The 25,121-nt window shown below is 75.9% G+C and carries 3 protein-coding genes; all 3 read right to left on the bottom strand.

The genetic code is table 11. The features are described 5' to 3' along the window. A partial coding sequence (locus ABT006_RS33775) for a type I polyketide synthase (protein ID WP_350712540.1) occupies window positions 1–6,878 on the bottom strand: 6,878 nt, incomplete at its 3' end. A gap of 47 nt (window positions 6,879–6,925) precedes the next feature. Then, window positions 6,926–21,067, bottom strand: a complete 14,142-nt coding sequence (locus ABT006_RS33770) for a type I polyketide synthase (protein WP_350712539.1) — start codon at window positions 21,065–21,067, stop codon at window positions 6,926–6,928. 46 nt (window positions 21,068–21,113) lie between these two features. Then, the coding region (locus ABT006_RS33765) for an SDR family NAD(P)-dependent oxidoreductase (protein WP_350712538.1) at window positions 21,114–25,121 on the bottom strand (4,008 nt) is incomplete at its 5' end.

The raw sequence follows: 25,121 nt of genomic DNA, 5'->3' as shown, positions 1-25,121 counted from the left end.
GCCGGGTCCACGTCACCGCGCTCGCGGACGTACCCCGCCAGCCGCGCCGCCTGACCCGCCAGAGCCGCCTTCGACCGCGCCGACACCGGCCACACGACGACATCGGAGTCCACCAGGCCCGGACGCGGGTCCACGGGCGCGGCTGCGACCGGCTCGTCGGCCTGCTCGATGATGACGTGCGCGTTGGTGCCCGAGATGCCGAACGACGACACCGCCGCCCGGCGCGGACGGTCCACCGCCGGCCACGGCCGGGACTCCGTCGCCAACTCCACCGCGCCGGCCGTCCAGTCGATGTGCGGAGACGGCTCGTCCACGTGCAGCGTCGCCGGCACGACCCCGTGCTGCATGGCCTGCACCATCTTGATCACACCGGCCACACCGGCCGCCGCCTGGGCGTGGCCGATGTTCGATTTGATCGAGCCGAGCAGCAGCGGCCGATCGGCCGGCCGGTCCCGCCCGTACGTGGCCAGGAGCGCCTGCGCCTCGATCGGGTCACCGAGGGTGGTGCCGGTGCCGTGCGCCTCGACCACGTCGACGTCGGCCGTGGACAGCCGCGCCGAGGCGAGGGCCTGCCGGATCACCCGCTGCTGCGACGGACCGTTCGGGGCGGTGAGCCCGTTCGACGCGCCGTCCTGGTTGATCGCCGAGCCGCGTACCACCGCGTAGACCTTGCGGCCCTGCCGGCGGGCGTCGCTCAGCCGCTGCACGAGCAGCATGCCGACGCCCTCGGACCAGCCGGTGCCGTCGGCGGAGGCGGCGAACGACTTGCACCGGCCGTCGGCGGCGAGGCCGCGCTGGCGGGAGAACTCGACGAAGGCGGTCGGGGTGGCCATCACCATGACGCCACCGGCGAGGGCCATGTCGCACTCGCCGCGCCGCAGCGCCTGGCCGGCCCAGTGCAGCGCGACCAGGGACGACGAGCAGGCGGTGTCCAGTGAGACGGCCGGGCCTTCGAGGCCGAACGTGTACGACACCCGCCCGGAGATGACGCTGCTGGTCATCCCGGTCAGCATGTAGCCCTCGGCGGCCTCCGGCGAGTACGCGAGCAGCGAGCCGTAGTCCTGGCCGCTGGTGCCGACGAACACGCCGGTGCTGCTGCCCCGGACGGCGGTCGGGTCGATGCCGGCGGACTCGAAGGTTTCCCAGGTGGTCTCCAGCAGCAGTCGCTGCTGCGGGTCCATGGCCAGGGCCTCGCGGGGCGAGATGCCGAAGAACCCGGGGTCGAACCGGTCGACGCCGCTGAGGAAGCCGCCGCCCCGGGTGTAGAAGGTGCCGCTGGCGTCCGGGTCCGGGCTGTAGAGGGAGTCGAGGTCCCAGCCCCGGTCGGTGGGCAGGTCGGTGATCGCGTCGACGCCGTCGGCCACGAGCCGCCACAGGTCGTCGGGGGACCAGACCCCGCCGGGCAGCCGGCACGCCATGCCGATGATGGCGAGGGGCTCGTCGTCGTCGACCGACACGGTGGCGGTCGTGGGCCGTACGGGGACCGGGGTGCCGGCGATCTCCGTACCCAGGAAGGCCGCCAGGTCGTGCGGGGTCGGATAGTCGAAGACGAGGGTGGCCGGCAGCCGCATCCCGAACGCGTTGTTGAGCCGGTTGCGCATCTCCACGGCGGTGAGCGAGTCGAAGCCGAACTCGCTGAACGCCTTGCGCGGCTCGATGGCGCCCGGGTCGGGGTAGCCGAGCACGGCGGCGGCCTGGCCGCGGACGATCTCGACCAGCGCGGCGACCCGGTCGGTGTCGCCGAGCGCGGCGAGCTGCTGGACCAGGGACGCGCCGGTGGTGGCCGCGGCGGCGGAGCGGGCGGGCATGCGGATCAGCGCCCGGTACAGCGGCGGGATGCTGCCGCCGGCGAACTGCACCTTCATGGCGGCGAGGTCGAGCCGGGCCGGGACGAGCGCGGCGTCGGTGGTGCGGCAGGCCGCGTCGAAGAGGGCGAGCCCCTCCTCGGCCTCCATGGCGGCGACGCCGGAGCGGGAGATCCGGTTGAGGTGGACGTCGTCCAGCTCGGTGGTCATGCCGCTGCGGTCGGCCCAGAGGCCCCAGGCGAGGGTGAGCGCGGCGAGGCCGCGCGCCTTGCGGTGCTGGGCCAGCCCGTCGAGGAACGCGTTGGCGGCCGCGTAGTTGCCCTGGCCGGGACCGCCGGCGGTGGCGGCGAGCGACGAGTACGAGACGAACGCCTTCAGGTCGAGGTCGGCGGTCAGCTCGTGCAGGTTCCAGGCGGCGTCGACCTTGGGCCGCAGCACGCCGTCCATCCGCTCGGGGGTGAGCGACGAGATGACGCCGTCGTCGCGGACGCCGGCGGCGTGGATGACGGCGGCGAGCGGGTGCTCCGCCGGGATGGCGGCCAGCAGCTCCGCCACGGCGGCCCGGTCGGCGACGTCGCAGGCGGCGACGGTGACGGTCGCGCCGAGCGCCTCCAGGTCGGCGCAGAGCTCGGCGACGCCCCCGGCCGCCCGGCCGCGCCGGCTGGTGAGGATGAGGTGCCGGACGCCGTACGTGGTCACCAGGTGCCGGCTCATGAGCTGGCCGAGGGTGCCGGTGGCACCGGTGATCAGGACGGTCCCCTCCCCGTCGAACGGGGCGGCCGGCGGCTCAGCCACGGCGGGGACCCGGGTGAGCCGGGCGCCGGCGGCGACGCCCGCGCGGATCACCACCTGCGGCTCGTCGGTGGCGACGGCCGGGACGAGCGCGGCGGCGGAGCCGGCCACGTCGTCGACGTCGACCAGCACGAACCGGTCGGGGTTCTCCGACTGGGCGGAGCGGAGCAGGCCGATCACCGCCGCGCCGGCCAGGTCGGTCAGGTCGGCGTCCCGGTCGGTGGCGACCGCGCCCCGGGTCAGCACGACCAGCCGGGAGGCCGCGTACCGGTCGTCGGCGAGGAACTGCTGGAGCACGACGAGCGCCCGGTGGGTCACCTCGGCGACGGCACGCGGCACGTCCGCCGATGCGGGCGGGTCGAGGAAGGGCACGACCAGCACGCCAGGCGCGTCCGCCCCCTCGTCCATCGCGCCGGCCAGGGCGGTCATGTCGGGGTACGCCGCCACAGCCGTCCCGGTGGCGGCGACCGCGTCGGTGAGGGCCGCCTCGTCGCCGACCACGGCCCAGCCGACGGTCGACGGGCCGGCGGCCAGGGCGAGCGGGGCCCACTCGACCCGGAACAGCGACTCGGTCCCGCCGCCCCCGGCGGTGCGGAGCTGGTCGGCCGAGACCGGCCGCAGGACGAGGGAGCCGACGGAGATGATCGGCGCGCCGGTGACGTCGGCGAGCAGCAGCGAGATGCTGTCGGTGCCGGTGTGCGAGACCCGGACCCGGGCCGCCGCCGCGCCTGCGGCGTGCAGGGCGACGTCGTTCCAGGAGAACGGCAGCCGGCCGTACCCCGGGGGCATGCCCGCCCCGGACGGCGCGCCGGCGGCGGTGGTCAGCCCGAGGGTGTGCAGCGCCGCGTCGAGCAGGGCCGGGTGCAGGCCGTACCCGTCGGCCTCGGCGGCGGGGGTCTCCGGCAGGGCCAGCTCGGCGAAGAGGTCCTCACCGCGCCGCCAGGCGGAGCGCAGTGCGATGAAGGACGGGCCGTAGTCGTAGCCCTGGGCGGCGAGGTTCAGGTACAGGTCGTCGGTGGCGACCTCGGTCGCGCCCGGGGGCGGCCAGGCGGTCAGGTCGGACCAGCCGGAGGGCGCGCCCGGTCCGGCGGGGCCGCTGGCCAGCACGCCGCTGGCGTTGCGGGTCCAGGCCCGCTCCCCCGCACCGTCGGCCGGGTCGCCGTCCACCGCGGAGTGCAGCGACACGGACCGGCAGCCGGTCTCGTCGGCCGGGCCGATCCAGAGCTGGATGTCCACGCCGCCGGTCTCGGGCAGGATCAGCGGCGACTCCAGGGTGAGTTCGCGGACGTGGTCCGCGCCGACGTGCGCGCCGGCCTGGAGGGCGAGTTCCACGAAGCCGGTGCCGGGCAGCAGCACCGTGTCGAAGACGACGTGGTCGGAGATCCACGGGTGGGTACGCCGGGCCAGTCGCCCGGTGAACAGGAAGCCCTCGGCGTGCGCGACGCCGACGGCGGCGCCGAGCAGGGGGTGCCGCGCGGGCCGCAGGCCGACGGCGGTGACGTCCCCGGTCCACCCGGCGCCCGCCTCGGGCCAGTACCGCTGGTGCTGGAAGGCGTACGTGGGCAGGTCGGCCCGGCGTGCGCCGGTGTCGGTGAACCACGGCTGCCAGGTCACCGGCACACCGTGGACGTGCAACTCGGCCAGGGCGTGCAGCAGCGCGTGCGTCTCCGGCCGGTCCTTGCGCTGGGCGGCGACGGCCAGCACAGTCTCGTCGTCGGGCAGGATGTCCGCCGCCATCGCCGTCAGCACACTCTGCGGCCCCACCTCCAGGAACGTGTCCACACCGGCGACCTGCAACGCCGTGACCCCGTCGGCGTACCGCACCGCCTCACGGACATGCCGCACCCAGTAGTCAGCGCTGCGGATCTCGTCCGGGCCGGCCAACCCGCCGGTCACGTTCGACACGACCGGCAGCAACGGCGCGGCGAACGTCAACCCGTCCAGGACCGCACGGAACTCCGCCAGCATCGGCTCCATCAGCGGGCTGTGGAACGCGTGGCTGACGGTGAGCCGACGGGTCCGGGCACCCCGGTCCCGCCAGGCCCGCTCAATGTCGTCGAGGGTGTCGACGGCCCCGGACAGCACGACCGACGTCGGCCCGTTCACCGCCGCGATCCCGACCCGATCCGTGAGCCCGGCGATCGACTCGACCACCGCCTCTTCTGAAGCGGCGACGGCAAGCATCCCGCCGCCAGCGGGAAGCGCCTGCATCAACCGGCCCCGCGCGGCGACCAGCGCGGCGGCGTCCGCCAGGGACAACACCCCGGCCACGTACGCGGCCGTGATCTCACCGATCGAGTGACCGCCCACGAAGTCCGGCACCACACCGAACGACTCCACCAGCCGGAACAACGCCACCTCGACCGCGAACAACCCGGCCTGCGTGAACACCGTCTGATCCAACAACGCCGCCTCGGCCGTACCCGCCTCGGCGAACAACACCTCCCGCAACGGACGCGGCAGCAACGGATCCAGCCGCGCACACACCTCATCCAGCGCGGTCGCGAAGACGGGGAACGCCTCGGACAGCTCCCGGCCCATGCCGGCACGCTGCGCGCCCTGACCGGAGAACAGCACCGCCAGCGAGCCCCGGCCGCCGGCCTGGCCCGCGACCACCCCGCCCGACGGCTCGCCGGACGCGAGCGCCCGGAGCCCGGCGAGCAGGTCGTCGCGGCCGGTGGCCGGCACCACGGCCCGGTGGTCCAGGGTGGACCGGGAGGTGACCGACGAGAAGGCGACGTCGATGGGGCGCAGGGTCTCGTCGGCGGCCAGCCGGGTGGCCCAGCGCTGCGCCTGCCCGGCGAGGCCGGCGGCGTCCCGGGCCGACACCAGCACCGGGACGACCGGCCGCTCGACGGCCGGCGCGGCGGCGGCCGGCGCGGGCTGCGGCGCCGGGGCCTGCTCCAGGATGGTGTGCGCGTTGGTGCCGGACACCCCGAACGAGGAGACGGCCGAGCGGCGGGGCCGGTCCATCGCCGGCCACGGCGTCGCCTCGGTCACCAGCGAGACGGCGCCGGCCGACCAGTCGACCTCGGGGGTCGGCTCGTCCACGTGCAGGGTCGGCGGCACGACGCCGTGCCGCATCGCCATGACCATTTTGATCACACCGGCGACGCCGGCGGCGGCCTGGGCGTGGCCGATGTTCGACTTGATCGACCCGAGCAGCAGCGGCGCCGCGTCGCCCCGGTCCTGCCCGTACGTGGCCAGCAGCGCCTGCGCCTCGATCGGGTCGCCGAGCCGGGTGCCGGTGCCGTGCGCCTCCACCACGTCCACGCCGCCGGCGGCGAGGCCGGCGTTGGCGAGGGCCTGCTGGATGACCCGCTGCTGGGACGGCCCGTTCGGGGCGCTCAGGCCGTTGGACGCGCCATCCTGGTTGACGGCGCTGCCCCGCACCACGGCGAGGATCGGGTGGCCGTTGCGCTGCGCGTCCGACAGCCGCTCCAGCAGCAGGACGCCGACGCCCTCGGACCAGCCGGTGCCGTCGGCGGCGGCGGCGAACGCCTTGCACCGGCCGTCGGCGGCGAGGCCGCGCTGCCGGGAGAACTCGACGAAGGCGGCCGGGGTGCACATGGCGGTGACCCCGGCGACGATGGCCAGGGTGCACTCCTGCTGCCGCAGCGCCTGCCCGGCGAGGTGCAGCGCGACCAGGGAGGACGAGCAGGCGGTGTCGATGGTGACCGCCGGCCCCTCCAGGCCGAAGGTGTAGGCGATCCGGCCGGAGACGACGCTACCGGCGTTGCCGGTCATCAGGTGCCCTTCCAGGCCCTGCGCGGCACCCATCAGCACGGTGCCGTAGTCCTGCCCGGTGCTGCCGGCGAAGACGCCGGTGCGGCTGCCGCGCAGCGAGTGCGGGTCGATGCCGGCCCGTTCGAAGACCTCCCAGGAGGTCTCCAGCAGCCAGCGCTGCTGCGGGTCCATCGCCAGGGCCTCGCGGGGGGAGATCGCGAAAAAGCCGGGGTCGAAGTCGGGCATGTCGTGGACGAAGCCACCCTGGCGGGTGTACGACGTGCCGGGGCCGCCCTGCTCCTGGTCGGCGTCGTACAACGACCCGAGGTCCCAGCCCCGGTCCTCCGGGAATTCGGTGACCACGTCCCGGCCGGACGCGACCACCTCCCACAGGTCCTCCGGCGACCGCACGCCGCCGGGGAACCGGCAGCTCATGGAGACGATGGCGACCGGTTCCTGTTCACCGGCCTCCACCTCGCGCAGGCGCTGCCGCACCTGATGCAGGTCAGCGGTGACCCGCTTGAGGTAGTCGAGAAGCTTCGCCTCGTCAGCCATGGACCGCGCACTCCTTGTGTTGACCCGTCGTCGCAGCAGCGATCACGTCAGGACATCCCCAGCTCGCGGTCGATGAAGTCGAAGACCTCATCCGGCGTCGCGTCCTGGAGCTTCTCGGCGACGGTGTCGCCGTCCGCCGGCGCGTCGGCCTCGTTGAGGGAGGCCAGCAGCGCCCGCAGCCGCTCGGTGATCCGAATCCGGGCGCTGCGGTCCGGCGCCGAGCCGGAGAGCGCCGCTTCCAACCTGTCCAGTTCGCCGAAGACCGGCGCGACCCCGGCCACTCCGCCGTCGACGATCGCGGCCCGCACGTAGTCGGCCAGGCCGGCGGCGGTCGGATAGTCGAAGACCACCGTGGCGGGCAGCCGGACGCCGGTCGCCGCGGTGAGCCGGTTGCGCAGCTCCACGGCGGTCAGCGAGTCGAAGCCGAGTTCCCGGAAGGCTCGGTCCGGCTCCACGGCGTCCATGGAGGCGTGCCCGAGCACCGCGGCGGCCTGGCCGCGTACCAGCTCCAGGAGCGTCTTGCGCCGCTCGGCGTCGGTCTGGCCGGCGAGCAGCGCGGCCAGGGACTCCGCGGACACGCCGCCGTCGTCGGCGGCCCGCTCGGCGGCGGCCCGCCGCGCCTCGGCCACGCCCTCGATGAGCGCGCTGGGCCGGACGGCGACGAACCCGGGCACGTACCGGGCCCAGTCGATGGCGGCCACCAGCGTCGCCGGCTCACCTCCCGCGACGCACCGCGCGAGCGCGGTGAGGGCGGGCTCGGTGTCGAGGCGGGCGACCCCGGTGCGCCGGCGGCGATCCTCCACGGCCTGGTCGCTTGCCGCCATCCCGCCGGCCGCCCACGGACCCCACGCGACCGAGGTGGCCGGCAGGCCCTGACGGTGCCGCTGCTCGGCGAGGGCGTCGAGGTAGGCGTTGGCGGCGGCGTAGCTGCCCTGGCCGGCGGCGCCGAGCTGGCCGGCCATCGCGGAGAACAGCACGAACGCGCGCAGCTCCCGACCGACGGTCAGCTCGTGCAGGTGCAGCGCGCCGAGCACCTTGGGCCCCAGGACGGTGGCGAGCCGGTCGGCGGTGAGGCCGTCGAGCACACCGTCGTCCAGTACGCCGGCCGCGTGCACCACGCTGGTCAGCGGCGCGTCGGCGGGCACCTCGTCGAGCAGCTTGGCCAGCGCGGCCCGGTCGGCCACGTCGCAGGCCGCCACGGTCACCCGGGTGCCCGCATCGGTCAGCTCGCGGACCAGCTCGGCGGTGCCCGGGGCGTCCGCTCCCCGGCGACTCACCAGCAGCAGGTGCTCGGCGCCGCGGGCGGCCAGCCAGCGGGCCACCTCCGCGCCGAGCGCGCCGGTGCCGCCGGTGACCAGCGTGGTACCCGGGTAGCCGGCCTCGTCCGTGGCGGGTTCACCGCCGGGCGCCCGCACCAGCCGGCGTACCAGGATGGTGGCGCCGTCGACGGCGAGCTGGTCCTCGCCGTCGAGGCCGGCGAGCGCGGCGCAGAGCAGGTCCCAGCCGTGGTCGTCGAGGGTGGCCGGGACGTCGACCAGCCCGCCCCACCGCTGCGGGTGTTCCAGGGCCACGACCCGGCCGAGGCCCCAGAGCAGCGACTGCTCCGGGCGACCGGGGGTCCCGCCCCGGGTGGTGCCGGCGGCGCCCCGGGTGACGCACCACAGCGGCGCGGCGACGTCGAGGTCGCCGAGGGCCTGGACCAGCGCCAGGGACCGGGCGAGGAACGGCGGCACCGGCTGGGTGTCGTCGACCGCGCCGTCGGCGAGGGCGAGCAGCGACAGCACGCCGTCCACCGGGGCGGGTTCGCCGTCGGCGGTGCGCGTCGCGGTGGTCAGGTGCGCGGCGAGGGCGACCCGGTCGGTCAGGTCGTCCGGCAGCAGCACCAGCCGGGCGTCGGCGCCCCGGCGGGCCAGTTCGACGACCGCGGCCTCGCCCTCCTCCGGGTGCCGCTCGTCCGCCACCACCCACCAGGCGCCGGGGAGGAAGCTGACCGGCGTCCCGGTGTACGGCTGCCAGACGCTGCGGTACCGCCAGTCGTCCAGAGTGGACCGCTCCCGCTGCTGCCGCCGCCAGGAGGCGAGCACCGGCAGGGCCGCGCCCAGCCGTTCCAGGGACTCCGTCGCGCTCTGCGCGGTGAGTTCCGCGAGCGCGGCCAGGTCCTCGCTCTCGACGGCCGCCCAGAAGGCGGAGTCGACGCCGCTCGGGGTCTCGTCGGCGCCGCCCTGCGCCGTCGTCGCGGTCGGCCAGAACCGGTCCCGGTCGAAGGCGTACGTGGGCAGTGCGACGGTGTCGGTCGCGGCGAGGACGGTCGTGAGGTCGACGGGCAGGCCGATGGCGTGCGCGGTGGCGAGGTTGGTCAGCAGCCGCGTCGCGTCATCGTCGCCCCGGCGCAGGCTGCCGAGGGTGTGGCCGGTGACGCCGGCGTCGTCGAGGATCGCGGTGACCGGCATGGCCAGCACCGGATGCGGGGAGATCTCCACGAACACGGTGTGACCCGCCTCGACCGCGACCCGCACGGCCAAATCGAACCGCACGGTCTGCCGCAGGTTGTCGTACCAGTAGTCCGCCGTCATCGACACCGGATCCACCCAGTCACCCGTCAACGTCGACACCAGACGGGTGTGGCCCTGCTGCGGGGCGATGTCGGCCAGGTCGGCGCGGAGTTGTTCCGCGACGTCCTGCACCGCCGCCGAGTGGGAGGCATAGTCGACGGGGATCAGCCGGGCCCGGATGCCGTCGGCCTGGCAGGCCTCGACGAGGTCCGCGACGGGCTGCGGCGGACCCGACACCACCACGGTGGAGGGCCCGTTGACAGCGGCCACGCCCACACCCGGGAACGCGGCCAACCTCTCCGTCACCGCGTCGGCGGACAGGTCCACCGACGCCATCGTGCCGGTGCCCCGCAGCACGGTCAGCGCCCGCGACCGCAGCGCGACCGCCTTCGCGGCGTCCTCAAGGGACAGGATCCCCGCCACACACGCGGCACCGATCTCACCCTGCGAGTGACCGATCACCACCGCCGGAGAAACCCCGACGTGCCGCCACACAGCGGCCAGGGCGATGCCCACAGCCCACAGGACCGGCTGCACCACCTCCACCCGCTCCAACCACGACTCATCCTCGCCCGTCAACACAGACACGAGGTCGACGTCGAGGTAGGGGGCGAGGGCCTGCTGGCACTCGGCGAGCTTCTCGTCGAACACGGGGCTGTGACCGACCAGACCGGCGGCCATCCGCGCCGACTGCGCACCCTGACCCGGGAACACGAACACCGGACCCGCGCCGTGGGACGAGGCCGTACCGGCGACGACGTTGCCGGCCGGCGAACCGGCCGCCAGGGCATCCAGCCCGGCCAGCAGATCCGACACACCCGCACCGACCACGGCGGCCCGCTGGTCGAACAGCGACCGCGTCGTGGCCAGGGACCAGGCCACGACGGCCGGGTCCACGTCACCGTGCTGGCGGACGTGGCGGGCCAGCCGGGCGGCCTGCCCGGCGAGGGCCCCCTTGGACCGCGCGGACATCGGCCAGACGACGGCGTCCGAGGCCACGAGCCCGGGGCTCCGGTCCACGCCGGTGTCGGCCACCGCGCCCTCGACGGAGAGGTCGTCGGCCGTCTCGATGATGACGTGCGCATTGGTGCCGCTGATGCCGAACGACGACACCGCCGCCCGACGGGGCCGGTCCACCGCCGGCCACGGCCGGGACTCCGTCGCCAACTCCACCGCGCCGGCCGTCCAGTCGATGTGCGGGGACGGCTCGTCCACGTGCAGCGTCGCCGGGACCACGCCCTCCTGCATCGCCAGCACCATCTTGATCACGCCGGCCACGCCCGAGGCGGCCTGCGTGTGCCCGATGTTCGACTTCACCGAGCCGAGCAGCAGCGGCTCGTGCCCGTCCCGGCCCTGCCCGTAGGTGGCCAGGAGCGCCTGCGCCTCGATCGGGTCACCGAGGGTGGTGCCGGTGCCGTGCGCCTCCACCACGTCCACGTCGGCCGTGGACAACCGCGCCGACGCGAGAGCCTGCCGGATCACCCGCTGCTGCGACGGACCGTTCGGCGCCGTCAACCCGTTCGACGCGCCGTCCTGGTTCACCGCCGACCCACGCACCACCGCCAGAACCTTGTGACCGTTGCGCCGCGCGTCCGACAGCCGCTCCACCAGCAGCACACCGACGCCCTCACCCCACCCGGTGCCGTCCGCACCCGCCGCGAACGCCTTGCACCGGCCGTCCGCCGCCAGACCGCGCTGCCGGGAGAACTCCACGAACAGGCCCGGCGTCGCCATCACGGTCACGCCGCCCGCCAACGCCAGGTCGCACTCGCCCCGGCGCAGCGCCTGCACCGCCAGGTGCAACGCCACCAACGACGACGAACACGCCGTGTCCACCGACACCGCCGGCCCCTCCAACCCCAACGCGTACGCCACCCGACCCGACACCACACTCGCGGCGTTGCCCGTGCCCGCGAACCCCTCCACCTCGTCCGCACTGGCCACCATCAACAGGGCCCCATAGTCCTGACCATTCGTGCCCACGAACACCCCTGTTCGCGAACCCCGCAACACCCCCGGGTCAACCCCTGCCCGCTCCACCGCCTCCCACGACGCCTCCAACAGCAACCGCTGCTGCGGATCCATCGCCAGCGCCTCACGCGGCGAGATCCCGAAGAAACCCGCGTCGAACTCCGCCGCCTCGTACAGGAAGGCGCCGCTGCGGACGTAGGAGGTGCCTGTGGAATAGGGGTCGGGGTCGTACAGCCGGTCGATGTCCCAGCCCCGATCGCCGGGCAGGTCGGACACGGCGTCCCGGCCGGCGTGCAGCATCTCCCAGAACCGCTCGGGGTCGTTCGCCCCGCCGGGGAAGCGGCAGGACATGGCGACGATGGCCACCGGCTCGTCGTCGCCGAGCGCCACGGGGGCGGTCTCCACCGTCGCGGCGGCCCCACCGCCCAGCTCCTCGTGCAGGTGCCGGGCGAGCGCGGTCGAGGACGGGTAGTCGAAGACCAGGGTCACCGGCAGCCGCAGCCCGGTGGCGGTGGCGAGCCGGTTGCGCAGCTCCACCGCGGTCACCGAGTCGAAGCCGAGGTCGCGGAACGCGTGGTGCGGGTCGACGGCCTCGCCGTCGGCGTACTTGAGGACCATGGCCGCCTGATCGCGGACCAGGTCGAGCAGCGCCTGCTGGCGCTCGGCGGCGGTCATCCGGGCGAACCCGGCGGCGGGGCCGGCCTCGTCGGCCTGCTTCGCCTCGGTGAGGCCCTTGGTCTTCGCGAGCGCCTGCGCCTCGGGGATCTCGGCGATCAGCGGGCCCGGTCGGGTCGCGGTGAACGCCACGTAGAACCGGTCCCAGGCGATGTTCGAGACGGTCAGGAACGTCTCGTCGTGCTCGACGGCCTGGTGCAGGGCCGCGACGGCGAGCCGCGGGGACATCTCGGGTGCGCCGTGGCGGTGCAGCATCTGGCCGAACTCGCCCTCGGCCATGCCGCCGCCGCCCCACGCGCCCCAGCCGATGGAGGTGGCGGGCAGGCCGAGGCCGCGACGGTGCTCGGCGAGGGCGTTGAGGAACGCGTTGCCGGGGGCGTAGTTGCCGACGCCGGAGCTGCCGACCGTGCCGGCCATCGAGGAGAACAGGATGAACGCGTCCAGGTTCCGGTCGCGGGTCAGCTCGTGCAGGTTCAGCGCGGCGGTGACCTTCGCGCGCAGCGCGTAGTCGACCTGGTCCAGGCTCAGCGAGTTGATCACCGAGTCGTCGAGCACGGCGGCGGTGTGCACGACCGTGGTCAGCGGGTGCTCGGCCGGCACGTCCGCGAGGACGGCGGCGAGCGCCGACCGGTCGGCGGCGTCGCAGGCGGCGACGGTGACCCGGGCGCCGAGGCCGACCAGTTCGGCCTCCAGCTCCGCGATGCCCTCGGCCTGCCGGCCGCGCCGGCTGAGCAGCACCAGGTGCGCGGCGCCGTTGGCGGCGAGCCAGCGGGCCATGTGCCCGCCGAGCGCGCCGGTGCCGCCGGTGACCAGGGCGGTGCCGGAGGGCCGCCACTCGCGGGTGGCGGGCGTGTCGCCGATCGGGGCGTGCAGGAGCCGCCGGCCGAACGCACCGGCCCGCCGTAGCGCGACCTGGTCCTCCCCGTCGGTGCCGGTGACGACGCGGACCAGCCGGCGGCCGGCGGCGTCGTCCAGCTCGTCGGGGAGGTCGACCAGGCCGCCCCAGCGGTCCGGGTGTTCCAGCGCGGCGACCCGGCCGAAGCCCCAGGCGAGCTGCTGGAGCGGGTGCGGCAGCGGATCGCCGGGGTCGGTGGAGACGGCGCCCCGGGTGAGGCACCACAGCGGTGCGCGCAGGCCGGCGTCGCCGAGCGCCTGCGTCAGGGTCACGGTGCCGGCGAAGCCGACCGGCACCGAGGGGTGCGCCGGGGCCGGCGTCTCGTCGAGCGCCAGCAGCGACAGGATCCCGGCGACGGGCGCGCCGCCGTCGGCGAGCTCCCGCAGCCGGGCGGCCAGTGCCGCGCGGTCCGTGCGGTCGGCGTCCAGCACCAGCGGTACGACGCTGCCGCCGTGCCGCTCCAGCGCGTCCCGGCAGAACGCGGCCTGGGCCGCGCCGATCTCGTCGGGGCCGGTGACCAGCCACCAGGTGCCGGTGGCGGCGGGCTCGCCCGGACCGTCGGCGGCGACGGGCAGCCAGCTGTCCCGGTACCGCCAGGAGTCCACGGTGGCCTGGTCGCGGTGCCGGCGGCGCCAGGCGGCGAGGACCGGCAGCACGTCGGCGAAAGCGGCGTCCGGCACGCTCTCGGCCTCGGTCGCGTCGGCGAGTTCGGCGGTGAGAGCGGCCAGGTCCTCCGCCTCGACGGCGGCCCAGAACCGGGCGTCGACCTCGTCGTCGGCGGCCGGGCCGGCGGCGGCGGTGGGGGCGGTGGCCTCGGCGGGCCGCGGCCAGTAGAGCTGCCGCTGGAACGGGTACGTGGGCAGGTCCCGGCGGTGGCCGGCGAGGCCGGCGAACGCGGGCCGCCAGTCGACCGGCGCTCCCCCGGCGTACACCTCGGCCAGGGCACGGAGGAAGCGGCCGAGGCCGCCCTCGTTGCGGCGGAGGGTGCCGGTGACGGTGGCCGCGCCGGGGTCGGCGGCGGCCAGCTCGACGCTCTCCTGCACGGCCATGGTGAGCACCGGGTGGGCGCTGACCTCGACGAAGGTCTGGTAGCCGGCGGCGACGAGGCTGCGCACCGCCTCGTCGAAGCGGACGGTCTGCCGCAGGTTGCGGTACCAGTAGTCGGCGTCGAGGGCGGCGGTGTCGAGCCAGTCGTCGTCCACGGTGGACCTGAACCGGACCTCGGAGGTACGGGGGCGCAGCCCGGCGAGCAGTTCCAGGAGCTGCTCGCGCAGCGGCTCGACGTGGACGGAGTGGGAGGCGTAGTCCACCGGGATGCGGCGCACCCGCACCTCGCGGGACTCGTAGTGGGCGACCAGCTCGTCCAGGGCGGCGCTGTCGCCGGAGACCACGACCGAGGTGGGGCCGTTGACGGCGGCCAGGGCGACCCGGCCGGCCCAGCGGCTGATCGTCTCGGTGGCCTCGTCGGCGGTGGTGGCGACCGAGACCATGCCGCCGTCCCCGGCGATGCCGGCGATGATCCGGCTGCGCAGGGCCACCACGGCCGCCGCGTCGTCCAGGGCGAGCGCCCCGGCGACGTGCGCGGCGGCGATCTCGCCCTGGGAGTGGCCCACGACGGCGGACGGGCGCACCCCGTACGACTCCCACAGCGCGGCGAGCGAGACGCTGACCGCGAACAGGGTGGGCTGGACGACGTCGACCCGCTCCAGCGACGGGGCGTCGGGCGCGCCGCGCACCACGTCGGTGGGCGACCAGTCGACGTACGGGCGCAGCGCCTCCGCGCAGGCGGCGAACTTCTCGGCGAATACGGGTGCGGTGTCGAGGAGTTCGGCGGCCATGCCGACCCACTGGGACCCCTGGCCGGGGAAGACGAAGGCGACCTCGCCCGGGGTGCCGGGGACGCGGGTGACGGTCTCCGGGGTGGGCCGGCCGCCGGCGAGCGCGTCGAGGGCGGTGGTCAGCTCGTCCCGGGCGGCGGCGAAGACGACGGCCCGGTGGTCGTGGGACGCGCGGGTGGCGGCCAGCGACCAGCCGACGTCGGCGAGCGTCGCGTCGTCGACGGTGTCGAGGTGGGCGCGCAGGTCCCGGGCCCGGGCGGTGAGGGCGTCGGCGGTGCGCCCGGAGAGCACCCAGGGCAGTTCCCCGGTCGGCCCGGTGGCCGCCGGCGCTGGCGCGGGTTCCTCGGCGGGGGCCTGCTCGAGGATGGTGTGCACGTTGGTGCCGCTGATCCCGAACGAGGACACGGCGGCGCGGCGGACGCCGTCGGCCGGCTCCCAGGGGCGGGCCGAGGTGAGCAGTGCGACGCTGCCGGCCGACCAGTCGACGTGCGGGGTGGGCTCGTCGACGTGCAGGGTGGGCGGCAGCACCCCATACCGCATGGCAAGGACCATCTTCATCACGCCGGCGACGCCGGCGGCGGCCTGGGTGTGGCCGATGTTCGACTTGATGGAGCCGAGCCAGAGCGGCCGGTCGGCGGGGCGGTCCTGCCCGTACGTGGCGATCAGGGCCTGCGCCTCGATCGGGTCGCCGAGGGTGGTGCCGGTGCCGTGCGCCTCCACCGCGTCCACCTGGTCGGCGTTCAGCCCGGCGTTGGCGAGCGCCTGCCGGATGACCCGCTGCTGGGCGGGGCCGTTGGGGGCGGTGAGGCCGTTGGAGGCGCCGTCCTGGTTGACGGCGCTGCCCCGCAGCACGGCGAGGATCGGGTTGCCGTCGCGCTGGGCGTCGGAGAGCCGCTGCAGCACCAGCAGGCCGACGCCCTCGCCCCAGCCGGTGCCGTCGGCTGCCCCGGCGAACGGCTTGCAGCGGCCGTCGGCGGCGAGGCCGCGCTGCCGGGAGAAGCCGACGAAGATCCCGGGGGTGGCCATCACGGTGGCGCCGCCGGCCAGGGCGAGGTCGCACTCCCCCGCCTGGAGGGCCTGCGCGGCCAGGTGCATCGCGACCAGCGACGACGAGCAGGCGGTGTCGACGGTGACCGCCGGGCCGTGCAGCCCGAAGGTGTACGCCAGCCGGCCGGAGATCACGCTGGCGGAGACGCCGGTGGCGAGGTAGTTCTCGTCGACGTCCCCGGCGGCCATCAGCAGCGAGCCGTAGTCCTGGCCGTTGGTGCCGACGTACACGCCGGTGCGGCTGCCGCGCAGGGCGGTCGGGTCGATCCGGGCCCGCTCGAACGCCTCCCAGGTGGTCTCCAGCAGCAGTCGCTGCTGCGGGTCCATGGCGAGGGCCTCGCGGGGGCTGATGCCGAAGAACGCGGGGTCGAACTCGCCGGCGCCGGCGACGAAGCCGCCCTCCCGCACGTAGCTGGTGCCGAGGTGCTCGGGGTCGGGGTGGTACAGCTCGGCGATGTTCCAGCCCCGTTCGGCGGGCATCAGGCTCATCGCGTCGGTGCCGGCGGCGAGGAGGTCCCACAGCTGCTCGGGCGAGGTGACCCCGCCGGGGAACCGGCAGCTCATCGCGACGATGGCGATCGGCTCGCGGTGCAGGTGGGTGCCGTCGGCGACCACCTCGCCGGCGGCCTGGCCGGCGGTGAGGCCGTGCAGGTGGGCGGCGAGTTCCGCGACGGTGGGGTGGTCGAAGACGAGCGTGGCGGGCAGGCTCATGCCGGTCTCGGCGGTGAGCCGGTTGCGCAGCTCGACGGCGGTGAGCGAGTCGAAGCCGAGGTCGCGGAAGGTGCGGTCGGGCAGCGGCTGGCCGGCCGGGTAGCCGAGCACGACGGCGGCCTGGGTGCGGACGAGGTCGGTGAGCTGCGGCAGGGACCGGCCGACCACCACGGCGCGGACGGGCCCGGTGGGCACGGCGGGCACCCCGGGCAGGGCGGCGATCAGCGGGGTGGGCCGGCCCCATGCGGCGGCGAGGCGTCCCCAGTCGACGTCGGCGACGGTGACCGCGGGCTCGGCGGTGTTGACGACCCGGCCGAGCGCGGTGACCGCCTCGGCGGCGGGGAGCGGGTTGATTCCGCCCCGGGTGAGCCGGGCGGTCAGCGCGGCGGTCGTGGCGGCCATGCCGTCCTCGGCCCACGCGCCCCAGGCGATGGCGGTGCCGGGCAGCCCCTGGCCGCGCCGCCAGGCCGCGAACGCGTCGAGGTAGGCGTTGGCCGCCGCGTAGTTGCCCTGTCCGGCGCTGCCGACGACCCCGGCGAGGGAGGAGAAGAGCACGAACGCGTCGAGGTCGCGGCCGGCGGTCGCCTCGTGCAGCACCCGGGCGGCGCGGACCTTGCCGTCGAGGACGGTCTGCATGCGGGTCAGGTCGAGCCCGTCGAGGACGCCGTCGTCCACGACCCCGGCGGTGTGCACGACGGCGGTCAGCTCGGGCAGCCCGGCGACGAGGCCCTCGACCGCCGCCCGGTCGGTCACGTCGCAGGCCACCACCCGCACCGCACCCAACTCGGCCACCAGCTCCGCCGCGCCCGGCGCGTCCGGGCCGCGCCGGGAGGCGAGCACCACCTCGCCGGCACCGTTGGCCAGCAGCCAGCGGGCCGCGTGCCGGCCCAGGGCACCGGTGCCGCCGGTGACCAGCACCGTGCCGGCGGGCCGCCAGCCCGAACCGGCGGGCGGCGCGGCCGGCACCAGCCGCCGGCCGAAGATCCCCTGCGGGCGGATCGCCACCTGGTCGTGGCCGGCGTCGGCGAGGACGGCGAGCAGCGCGTCCCCGGTGGTCCGGTCGACGCGGGCGGGCAGGTCGACCAGGCCGCCCCAGCGGTCCGGCTGTTCCAGGGCGACGACCCGGCCCAGTCCCCAGGCCAGCGCGGGCCACGGGTCGGCGACGGTCTCGCCGCCGACGGCGACGGCGCCCCGGGTGAGGCACCAGAGCCGGCCGGGCAGGCCGGCGTCGGCGAGCGCCTGGGTGAGGGTGAGCAGCAGCGCGGCGCCGACGGAGACGGCCGGGGCGTCCGGCAGCGCCCGGTCGGCGTCGGGCAGCACGCAGAGCAACCCCGTCCAGCCCCGGTCGCCGTGCCCGCACAGCAGCTCGGCCAGCTCGGCGCGGCCGACGCCGGGGGCGACGGCGAGGGTGTCGACGTGGGCGCCGGCGCCGGCCAGCGTCCCGGCCGCACCGGCGTCGTCGGTGCCGGCGGTGACGACCAGCCAGCGGCCGGTCAGCGTCGCCGCCGCGGCGGGGCGGACGAGTTCCCAGTCGATCCGGTGCGACCAGCCGTCCACGACGGCGTCGCGGTGCCGGGCCCGCCGCCACGACGACAGCACCGGCACGGCCGGGGCGAGCGCCTCGACGGCGGCGGGGTCGTCCTGCACGGCCAGGTGGGACGCCACCGCGGTCAGGTCGCCGCGTTCCACCGCCGCCCAGAAGTCGTCCTCGGCGGCGTCGGCCGGCGCGGCCTGCCCGGCGCCGCCGCCGACCTCCGGCCAGTAGCGCTGGTGCTGGAAGGCGTACGTGGGCAGGTCGACGCGGCGCGCCCCGGTGTCGGCGAACCACTGCTGCCAGGCCACCGGCACCCCGTGCACGTGCAGCTCGGCAAGGGCGTGCAGCAGTCCCTGCGGCTCGGGCCGGTCCTTGCGCTGCACGGCGACGGCGAGCACGCCGCCGTCGGGCAGGACGTCCCCGGTCATCGCGGTCAGCACGCTCTGCGGGCCGACCTCCAGGAAGGTGCCCACGCCCGCCTCGCGCAGGGCGGTGACCCCGTCGGCGTACCGCACGGCCTCGCGGACGTGCCGCACCCAGTAGTCGGCCGTGCGGATCTCGTCGGCGTCGGCGAGCGCGCCGGTCACGTTCGACAGGACCGGCAGCACCGGCGCGGCGAACGTGAGCCGGTCGAGCACCGCGCGGAACCTGCCGAGCATCGGCTCCATGAGCGGGCTGTGGAACGCGTGGCTGACCGCGAGCCGGCGGGTACGCGACCCCCGCTCCCGCCAGAGCCGCTCCACCTCGTCGAGGGCTTCGGCGGCGCCGGAGACCACGACCGACGTCGGGCCGTTCACCGCGGCGATCCCGACCCGGTCGGCGAGCCCGTCCAGCGTGGCCAGCACGTCGGCCTCGGGAGCCGCGACGGCCAGCATCCCGCCCCCGGCGGGCAGCGCCTGCATCAGGCGGCCCCGCGCCGCCACCAGCGCGCAGGCGTGCTCCAGGGACAGCACCCCGGCCACGTGCGCGGCCGTGACCTCGCCGATCGAGTGGCCGCCCACGACGTCCGGCGTCACCCCGAACGACTCGACGAGGCGGAACAGCGCCACCTCGACGGCGAACAGCCCGGCCTGCGTGAACACCGTCTGGTCCAGCAGCTCGGTCTCGGCCGTGCCCGCCTCGGCGAACAGCACCTCCCGCAGGGGGCGCGGCAGGGCCCGGTCCAGGTGCCCGCACGCCTCGTCGAGCGCGGCGGCGAAGACGGGGAATTCGTCGTACAGCTCCCGGCCCATGCCGGCGCGCTGCGCGCCCTGGCCGGAGAAGAGCACCGCGAGCTGGCCGCGCGGCGACCCGGCGCCGGCGACGACGGTGCCGGCCGGCTCCCCGGCGGCGACGGCACGCAGCCCGGCGAGCAGGTCGCCGCGGCCGGTCGCCGACACCACGGCGCGGCGGTCCAGGGTGGACCGCGACGTGACCGACGAGAAGGCCACGTCGAGCGGGCGGAGGGTGTCGTCGGCGGCGAGCCAGGCGGCCCAGCGGCCGGCCTGCGCGGCGAGCGCGGCCTCGGACCGGGCGGAGAGCAGCACCGGGGACACCGGACGGTCGGCCACCACGGCCGGCTCGTCCTCGGCCTCGGCCGGCTCCGGGGCCTGCTCGATGATGGTGTGCGCGTTGGTGCCGGACACCCCGAACGACGACACGGCGGCCCGGCGCGGCCGGTCGGCCGCGGGCCACTCTGTGGGTGCGGTGGCGAGGGTGACGGACCCGGCGGTCCAGTCGATGTGCGGGGACGGCTCGTCGACGTGCAGGGTCGGCGGGACGACGCCGTGCCGGATCGCCATGACCATCTTGATCACGCCGGCGACGCCGGCCGCGGCCTGGGTGTGGCCGATGTTCGACTTGACCGAGCCGAGCAGCAGCGGCGCCGCGTCGCCCCGGTCCTGCCCGTACGTGGCCAGCAGCGCCTGCGCCTCGATCGGGTCGCCGAGGCGGGTGCCGGTGCCGTGCGCCTCCACCACGTCCACCTGCTCGGCGGTGAGCCGGGCGTTGGCCAGGGCCTGGCGGATGACGCGTACCTGGGACGGGCCGTGGGGGGCGCTCAGGCCGTTGGACGCGCCGTCCTGGTTGACGGCGCTGCCCCGCACCACGGCGAGCACGGGGTAGCCATGCCGCTGGGCGTCGGAGAGGCGGGTGAGCAGCAGCATCCCGATCCCCTCGGACCAGGAGGTGCCGTCGGCGCCGGCGGCGAACGCCTTGCACCGGCCGTCGGCGGCGAGGCCGCGCTGCCGGCTGAAGCCGACGAAGACCGCCGGGGTGGGCATCACCGTCACGCCGCCGGCGAGGGCCAGCTCGCAGTCGCCGTTGCGCAAAGCCTGCGCGGCCAGGTGGATGGCGACCAGCGACGACGAGCAGGCGGTGTCGACGGTGACCGCCGGTCCCTCCAGCCCCAGGGTGTACGCGACACGGCCGGAGATGACGCTGGTGGCGTTGCCGGTGAGCAGGTGCCCCTCGCCGTTCTCGGCCTGTGCCATCATGCCGTCGTAGCCGTGCGACGCCGCCCCGACGAACACGCCGGTACGGCTGCCCCGCACCGCCGGCAGCGGCAGCCCGGCCCGCTCGAACGCCTCCCAGGAGGTCTCCAGCAGCAGCCGCTGCTGCGGGTCCATGGCGACGGCCTCGCGGGGCGAGATGCCGAACAGGTCCGCGTCGAAGTCGGCGGCGGCGTATACGAAGCCGCCCTCGGTGACGTAGCTGGTGCCCGGGTGGTCGGGGTCGGGGTGGAAGAGGCGGTCCAGGTCCCAGCCCCGGTCGGCGGGGAACGGCCCGATCCCGTCGCCGCCGTCGCGGACGAGCTGCCACAGCGCCTCGGGGCTGTCGACCCCGCCCGGGTAGCGGCAGCTCATCGCCACGATGGCGATGGGCTCGGAGTCGCGGGCCTCCAGCTCGCGCAGCCGCCGCCGGGTACGCCGCAGCTCCGAGGTCGTACGCTTCAGGTACTCGACGTACTTCTCGTCCTCGTTGCTCACCGTGGACCTACCTCACTCGGCATGCCGATGTCGTTGCGGCTGGGGGTCACGACGTCTCCAGCTCGCGGTCGATCAGGTCGAAGATGTTCTCGGCGGTGGCCGACTCCAGGTCGTCGTCGTCGCCGTCCGCGTCCGCCTGCCGCTCGGTCAGCCGGTCCAGCAGACCGTGCAGCCGCTCGGTGATCCGGCGGAACTCGTCGTCGGTCGGGTCGAGCCCGACGAGCGCCGCCTCCAGCCGGTCCAGCTCCCGGCCCGCCGCCGACCGGTCCCCCGCCGGGGCCACCGGGGCGAACTGCCCGGCCAGGTGCTCGGCGAGCGCGGTCGGCGTCGGGTTGTCGAAGACCAGCGTCGCCGGCAGCCGCAGCCCCGTCGCCGCGCCGAGCCGGTTGCGCAGCTCGACGGCGGTGAGCGAGTCGAAACCGAGTTCCCGGAACGCTCGGGTCGGCTCGATGCCGGCCGGGTCGCCGTGCCCGAGGACGACCGCCACGTGCGACAGCACCAGCTCGCGCAGGGCGCGGGCCCGCTTGTCGTCGGGCAGGGCGCGCAGCGTCTCGGCGTACGCCTGCCCGTCGGCGGCCTCGCCGGCGGCGGCCCGGCGGCCACCGGGGCGGACGAGGTTGGCCAGCAGCGGGTGGACCGGCGTCCCGGGCGCGGCCACCCCGGTGACGATCTTGGCGGGCATCAGCACCGCCCGCTCGGCGCGCCAGACCGCGTCGAACAGGGCGAGGGCCTCGTCGTTGGTCAGGGCGGCCATGCCGCCCCGGTCGAGCCGGCGGATGTCGGCCGAGTCGAGGTGCCCGGTCATGCCGCTGGCCTGGGCCCAGCGTCCCCAGGCGAGGGCGACCGCCGGCAGGCCGAGGACCCGCCGGTGCTCGGCGAGGGCGTCGAGGAACGCGTTGCCGGCGGCGTAGTTGCCCTGGCCCGGGCCGCCGAAGACGCCGGCGGCGGCGGAGAAGAGCACGAACGCGGTCAGCTCGTGGTCGAGGGTGGCCCGGTGCAGGTTCCAGGCCGCGTCGACCTTGGGCCGCAGCACCGCGTCGAGCCGGTCCGGGGTGAGCGACTCGACGGTGCCGTCGTCGAGGACGCCGGCGGCGTGCACGACCGCCCGCAGCGGATGCCGCGGGTCCACCATGGACAGCACGTCCGCGACGGCGTCCGGGTCGGCCAGGTCGGCGGCGACGATCGACACGTCCGCGCCGAGCGCCTTGAGGTCGGCGAGCAGCTCGTCGGCGCCCTCGGCGTCCGGGCCGCGCCGGCTGACCAGGAGCAGCTGCCGGGCGTCGTGCGCGGTGACCAGGTGCCGGCAGAGCAGCGCGCCCAGGGTGCCGGTCGCGCCGGAGACCAGGACCGTGCCGTCGAGCCGGGGCGCCTGCGGGATGCTCAGGGCGAGCTTGCCGACGTGCCGGGCCTGGCTGAGGAAGCGGAACGCCTCGGGGGCACGCCGGACGTCCCAGGTGCGGCGGGGCAGCGGCCGCAGCGCGCCGGTGGCGAAGAGCGCCATCAGCTCGGCCAGCATCGCGCCGATCCGGTCCTCGCCGGCCTCGATGAGGTCGAAGACCTGGTAGCTCACGCCGGGATGGTCGGCGGCGACCCCCTCCGGGTCCCGCTTGTCGGTCTTGCCCATCTCGACGAACCGGCCGCCCGGGGCCAGCAGCCCCAGCGACGCGTCGACGTACTCGCCGCTGAGCGCGTTGAGCACCACGTCGACGCCGCGCCCGTCCGTGCGGGCGCGGAACTCGTCGGCGAAGTCGAGACTGCGGGAGGAGGCGAGGTGCGCCTCGTCGAAGCCGGTAGCACGCAGCGCGGGCCACTTGCCGGGGCTGGCCGTGCCGTAGACCTCGGCGCCGAGGTGGCGGGCGATCTGCACGGCGGCCATGCCGACCCCGCCGGCCGCCGCGTGGACGAGCACGGACTCCCCGGCGCGCAGCCGGGCCAGCTCCACCAAGCCGTACCAGGCGGTCAGGAAGACCACGGGCACGGCGGCGGCGTCGGCGTACGACCAGCCGTCGGGGATGCGGGTGAGCAGTCGGCGGTCGGTGACCGCGGCCGAGGAGAACGAGCCGGAGAAGATGCCCATCACCCGGTCGCCGGGCGCCAGGTCGGTGACCCCCGGACCGACGCCGAGCACCACGCCGGCGCCCTCGTTGCCCAGCACCTGCTGGTCGGGGACCATGCCGAGGGCGAGCACCACGTCGCGGAAGTTCAGCCCGGAGGCGCGCATCCCGACCAGGACGTGCCCCGCCGGCAGGTCCCCGGTCACCTCGGGGGCGGGCAGCAGGGCCAGGTTCTCCAGCGTGCCCTGCTCGGTGACGTCCAACCGCCACGGCACCTCGTCGGCGGGCAGCGGCAGCACCCCGGCGTCGCGCGCCCGGGCCAGCCGGGGCACCAGCAGGGCGCCGTCGCGGACCGCGAGTTGCGGCTCGCCGGAGGCGACGGCCGCCGGGACCGCCGCGAGGGAGGCGGCGGCGTCGTCGGTGTCGACCAGCGTGAACCGGCCGGGGTGCTCGGACTGCGCCGAGCGGACGAGCCCCCACAGGCTCGCCCGGGCCAGGTCGCGGGGGGCCTCGCCGGGCGCCGCGCCGACCGCGCCCCGGGTGTGCAGGACCAGCCGGGACCGCTCCAGCCGGGGCTCGCCGAGCCATCCCTGCACCAGCGCGAGCGCGTCCCGGGCTGCGTCGTGCGCGGCCTCGCCGGCCCGGTCCGGGTCCGGGTCCGTGCCGGACCGCAGGTCCAGCACCACATCGGGTACGTCCCCGTACCGCTCGATGGCGGCGACCAGCGTCGCCAGGTCGGCGTGGCCGCGGACGGGGTGCCCGGCGGCGGCCAGCGCCTCGGCGAGGCCGAGGGTGTCGTCGCCGAGCAGCGCCCAGCGGGTGTCCCCCGCCGCCGCGTCGGGGGCCGGCAGCTGCGTCCAGTCCAGGTGGAACACCGACGTGCGGCGCAGCGCCGCGGCCTCGTCGGCCCGGCCCGCGGCGACGGGCCGGAAGGTCAGCGACTCGACGGTGGCGACCGGTTGGCCGGCGGTGTCGGCGAGGGTGGCCGCGACCGTGTCCGCGCCGAGCGGCCGCAGCCGCACCCGCAGGCGGGTGGCGCCGTGGGCGTGCAGGGCGACCGAGCGGAAGGCGAACGGCATCCAGCCCGCGCCGGAGGTCTCCGCCGCGTCGCCGAGCAGCGCGGTGACCCCGCTGGCCTGGAGGGCCGCGTCGAACAGGGCGGGATGCAGCCCGAACCGGGACGCGTCGGCGGTCGCCTCGTCGGGCAGGGCCACCTCGGCGTAGACCTCGTCGTCGCCGCGCCACACCCGGCGCAGGCCCCGGAAGGCGGGGCCGTAGCCGAGGCCGCCGTCGGCCATCCGGCCGTACCAGGCGTCCAGGTCGGTGTCGACCTCGACGGCGTCGGCTGGCGGCCACTCCCCGGGCAGGACCGTCGGGGCGGGCAGGTGCGGCAGCAGCAGGCCCTCGGCGTGCCGGGTCCACTCGGCGTCGCCACCGTCCTCGGAGCGGGAGTGTACGGTCACGGCGCGCTCGCCGGTGTCGCTCGGCGGGCCCACCCGCACCTGCACCTGCACGGCGCCGGTCGCCGGGAGCACCATCGGGTTGATCAGCGTCAGGTCGCCCACCTGGCCGGCGTCGACCTCGTCGCCGGCCCGGACCACCATGTCGACGACGCCGGTGCCGGGAACGATCACCGCCCCGCCGACGGCGTGGTCGGCGAGCCACGGGTGGGTACGCACCGACAGCCGCCCGGTCAGCACCACCGTCAGGTCGTCCGCCACCGGCACGGCTGCGCTGAGCAGCGGGTGCCCGGCGTCCTGAAGGCCGGCGGAGCTGACGTCGCGCACCCGGTGCGCGGGTGCCTCCAGCCAGTAGCGCCCCCGGTCGAAGGCGTACGTGGGTAGGTCGACGGTGTCGGTCGCGGCGAGGACGGTCGTGAGGTCGACGGGCAGGCCGATGGCGTGCGCGGTGGCGAGGTTGGTCAGCAGCCGCGTCGCGTCATCGTCGCCCCGGCGCAGGCTGCCCAACGTGTGGCCGGTAACGCCGGCGTCGTCGAGGAT

Origin of the sequence: Micromonospora sp. NPDC002717, from assembly GCF_040295705.1 — a bacterium.
Taxonomy (GTDB): Bacteria; Actinomycetota; Actinomycetes; order Mycobacteriales; family Micromonosporaceae; genus Micromonospora.
The sequence above is the reverse complement of the archived record's forward strand: the minus strand, read 5'-3'. Positions and strand labels throughout refer to the sequence as shown.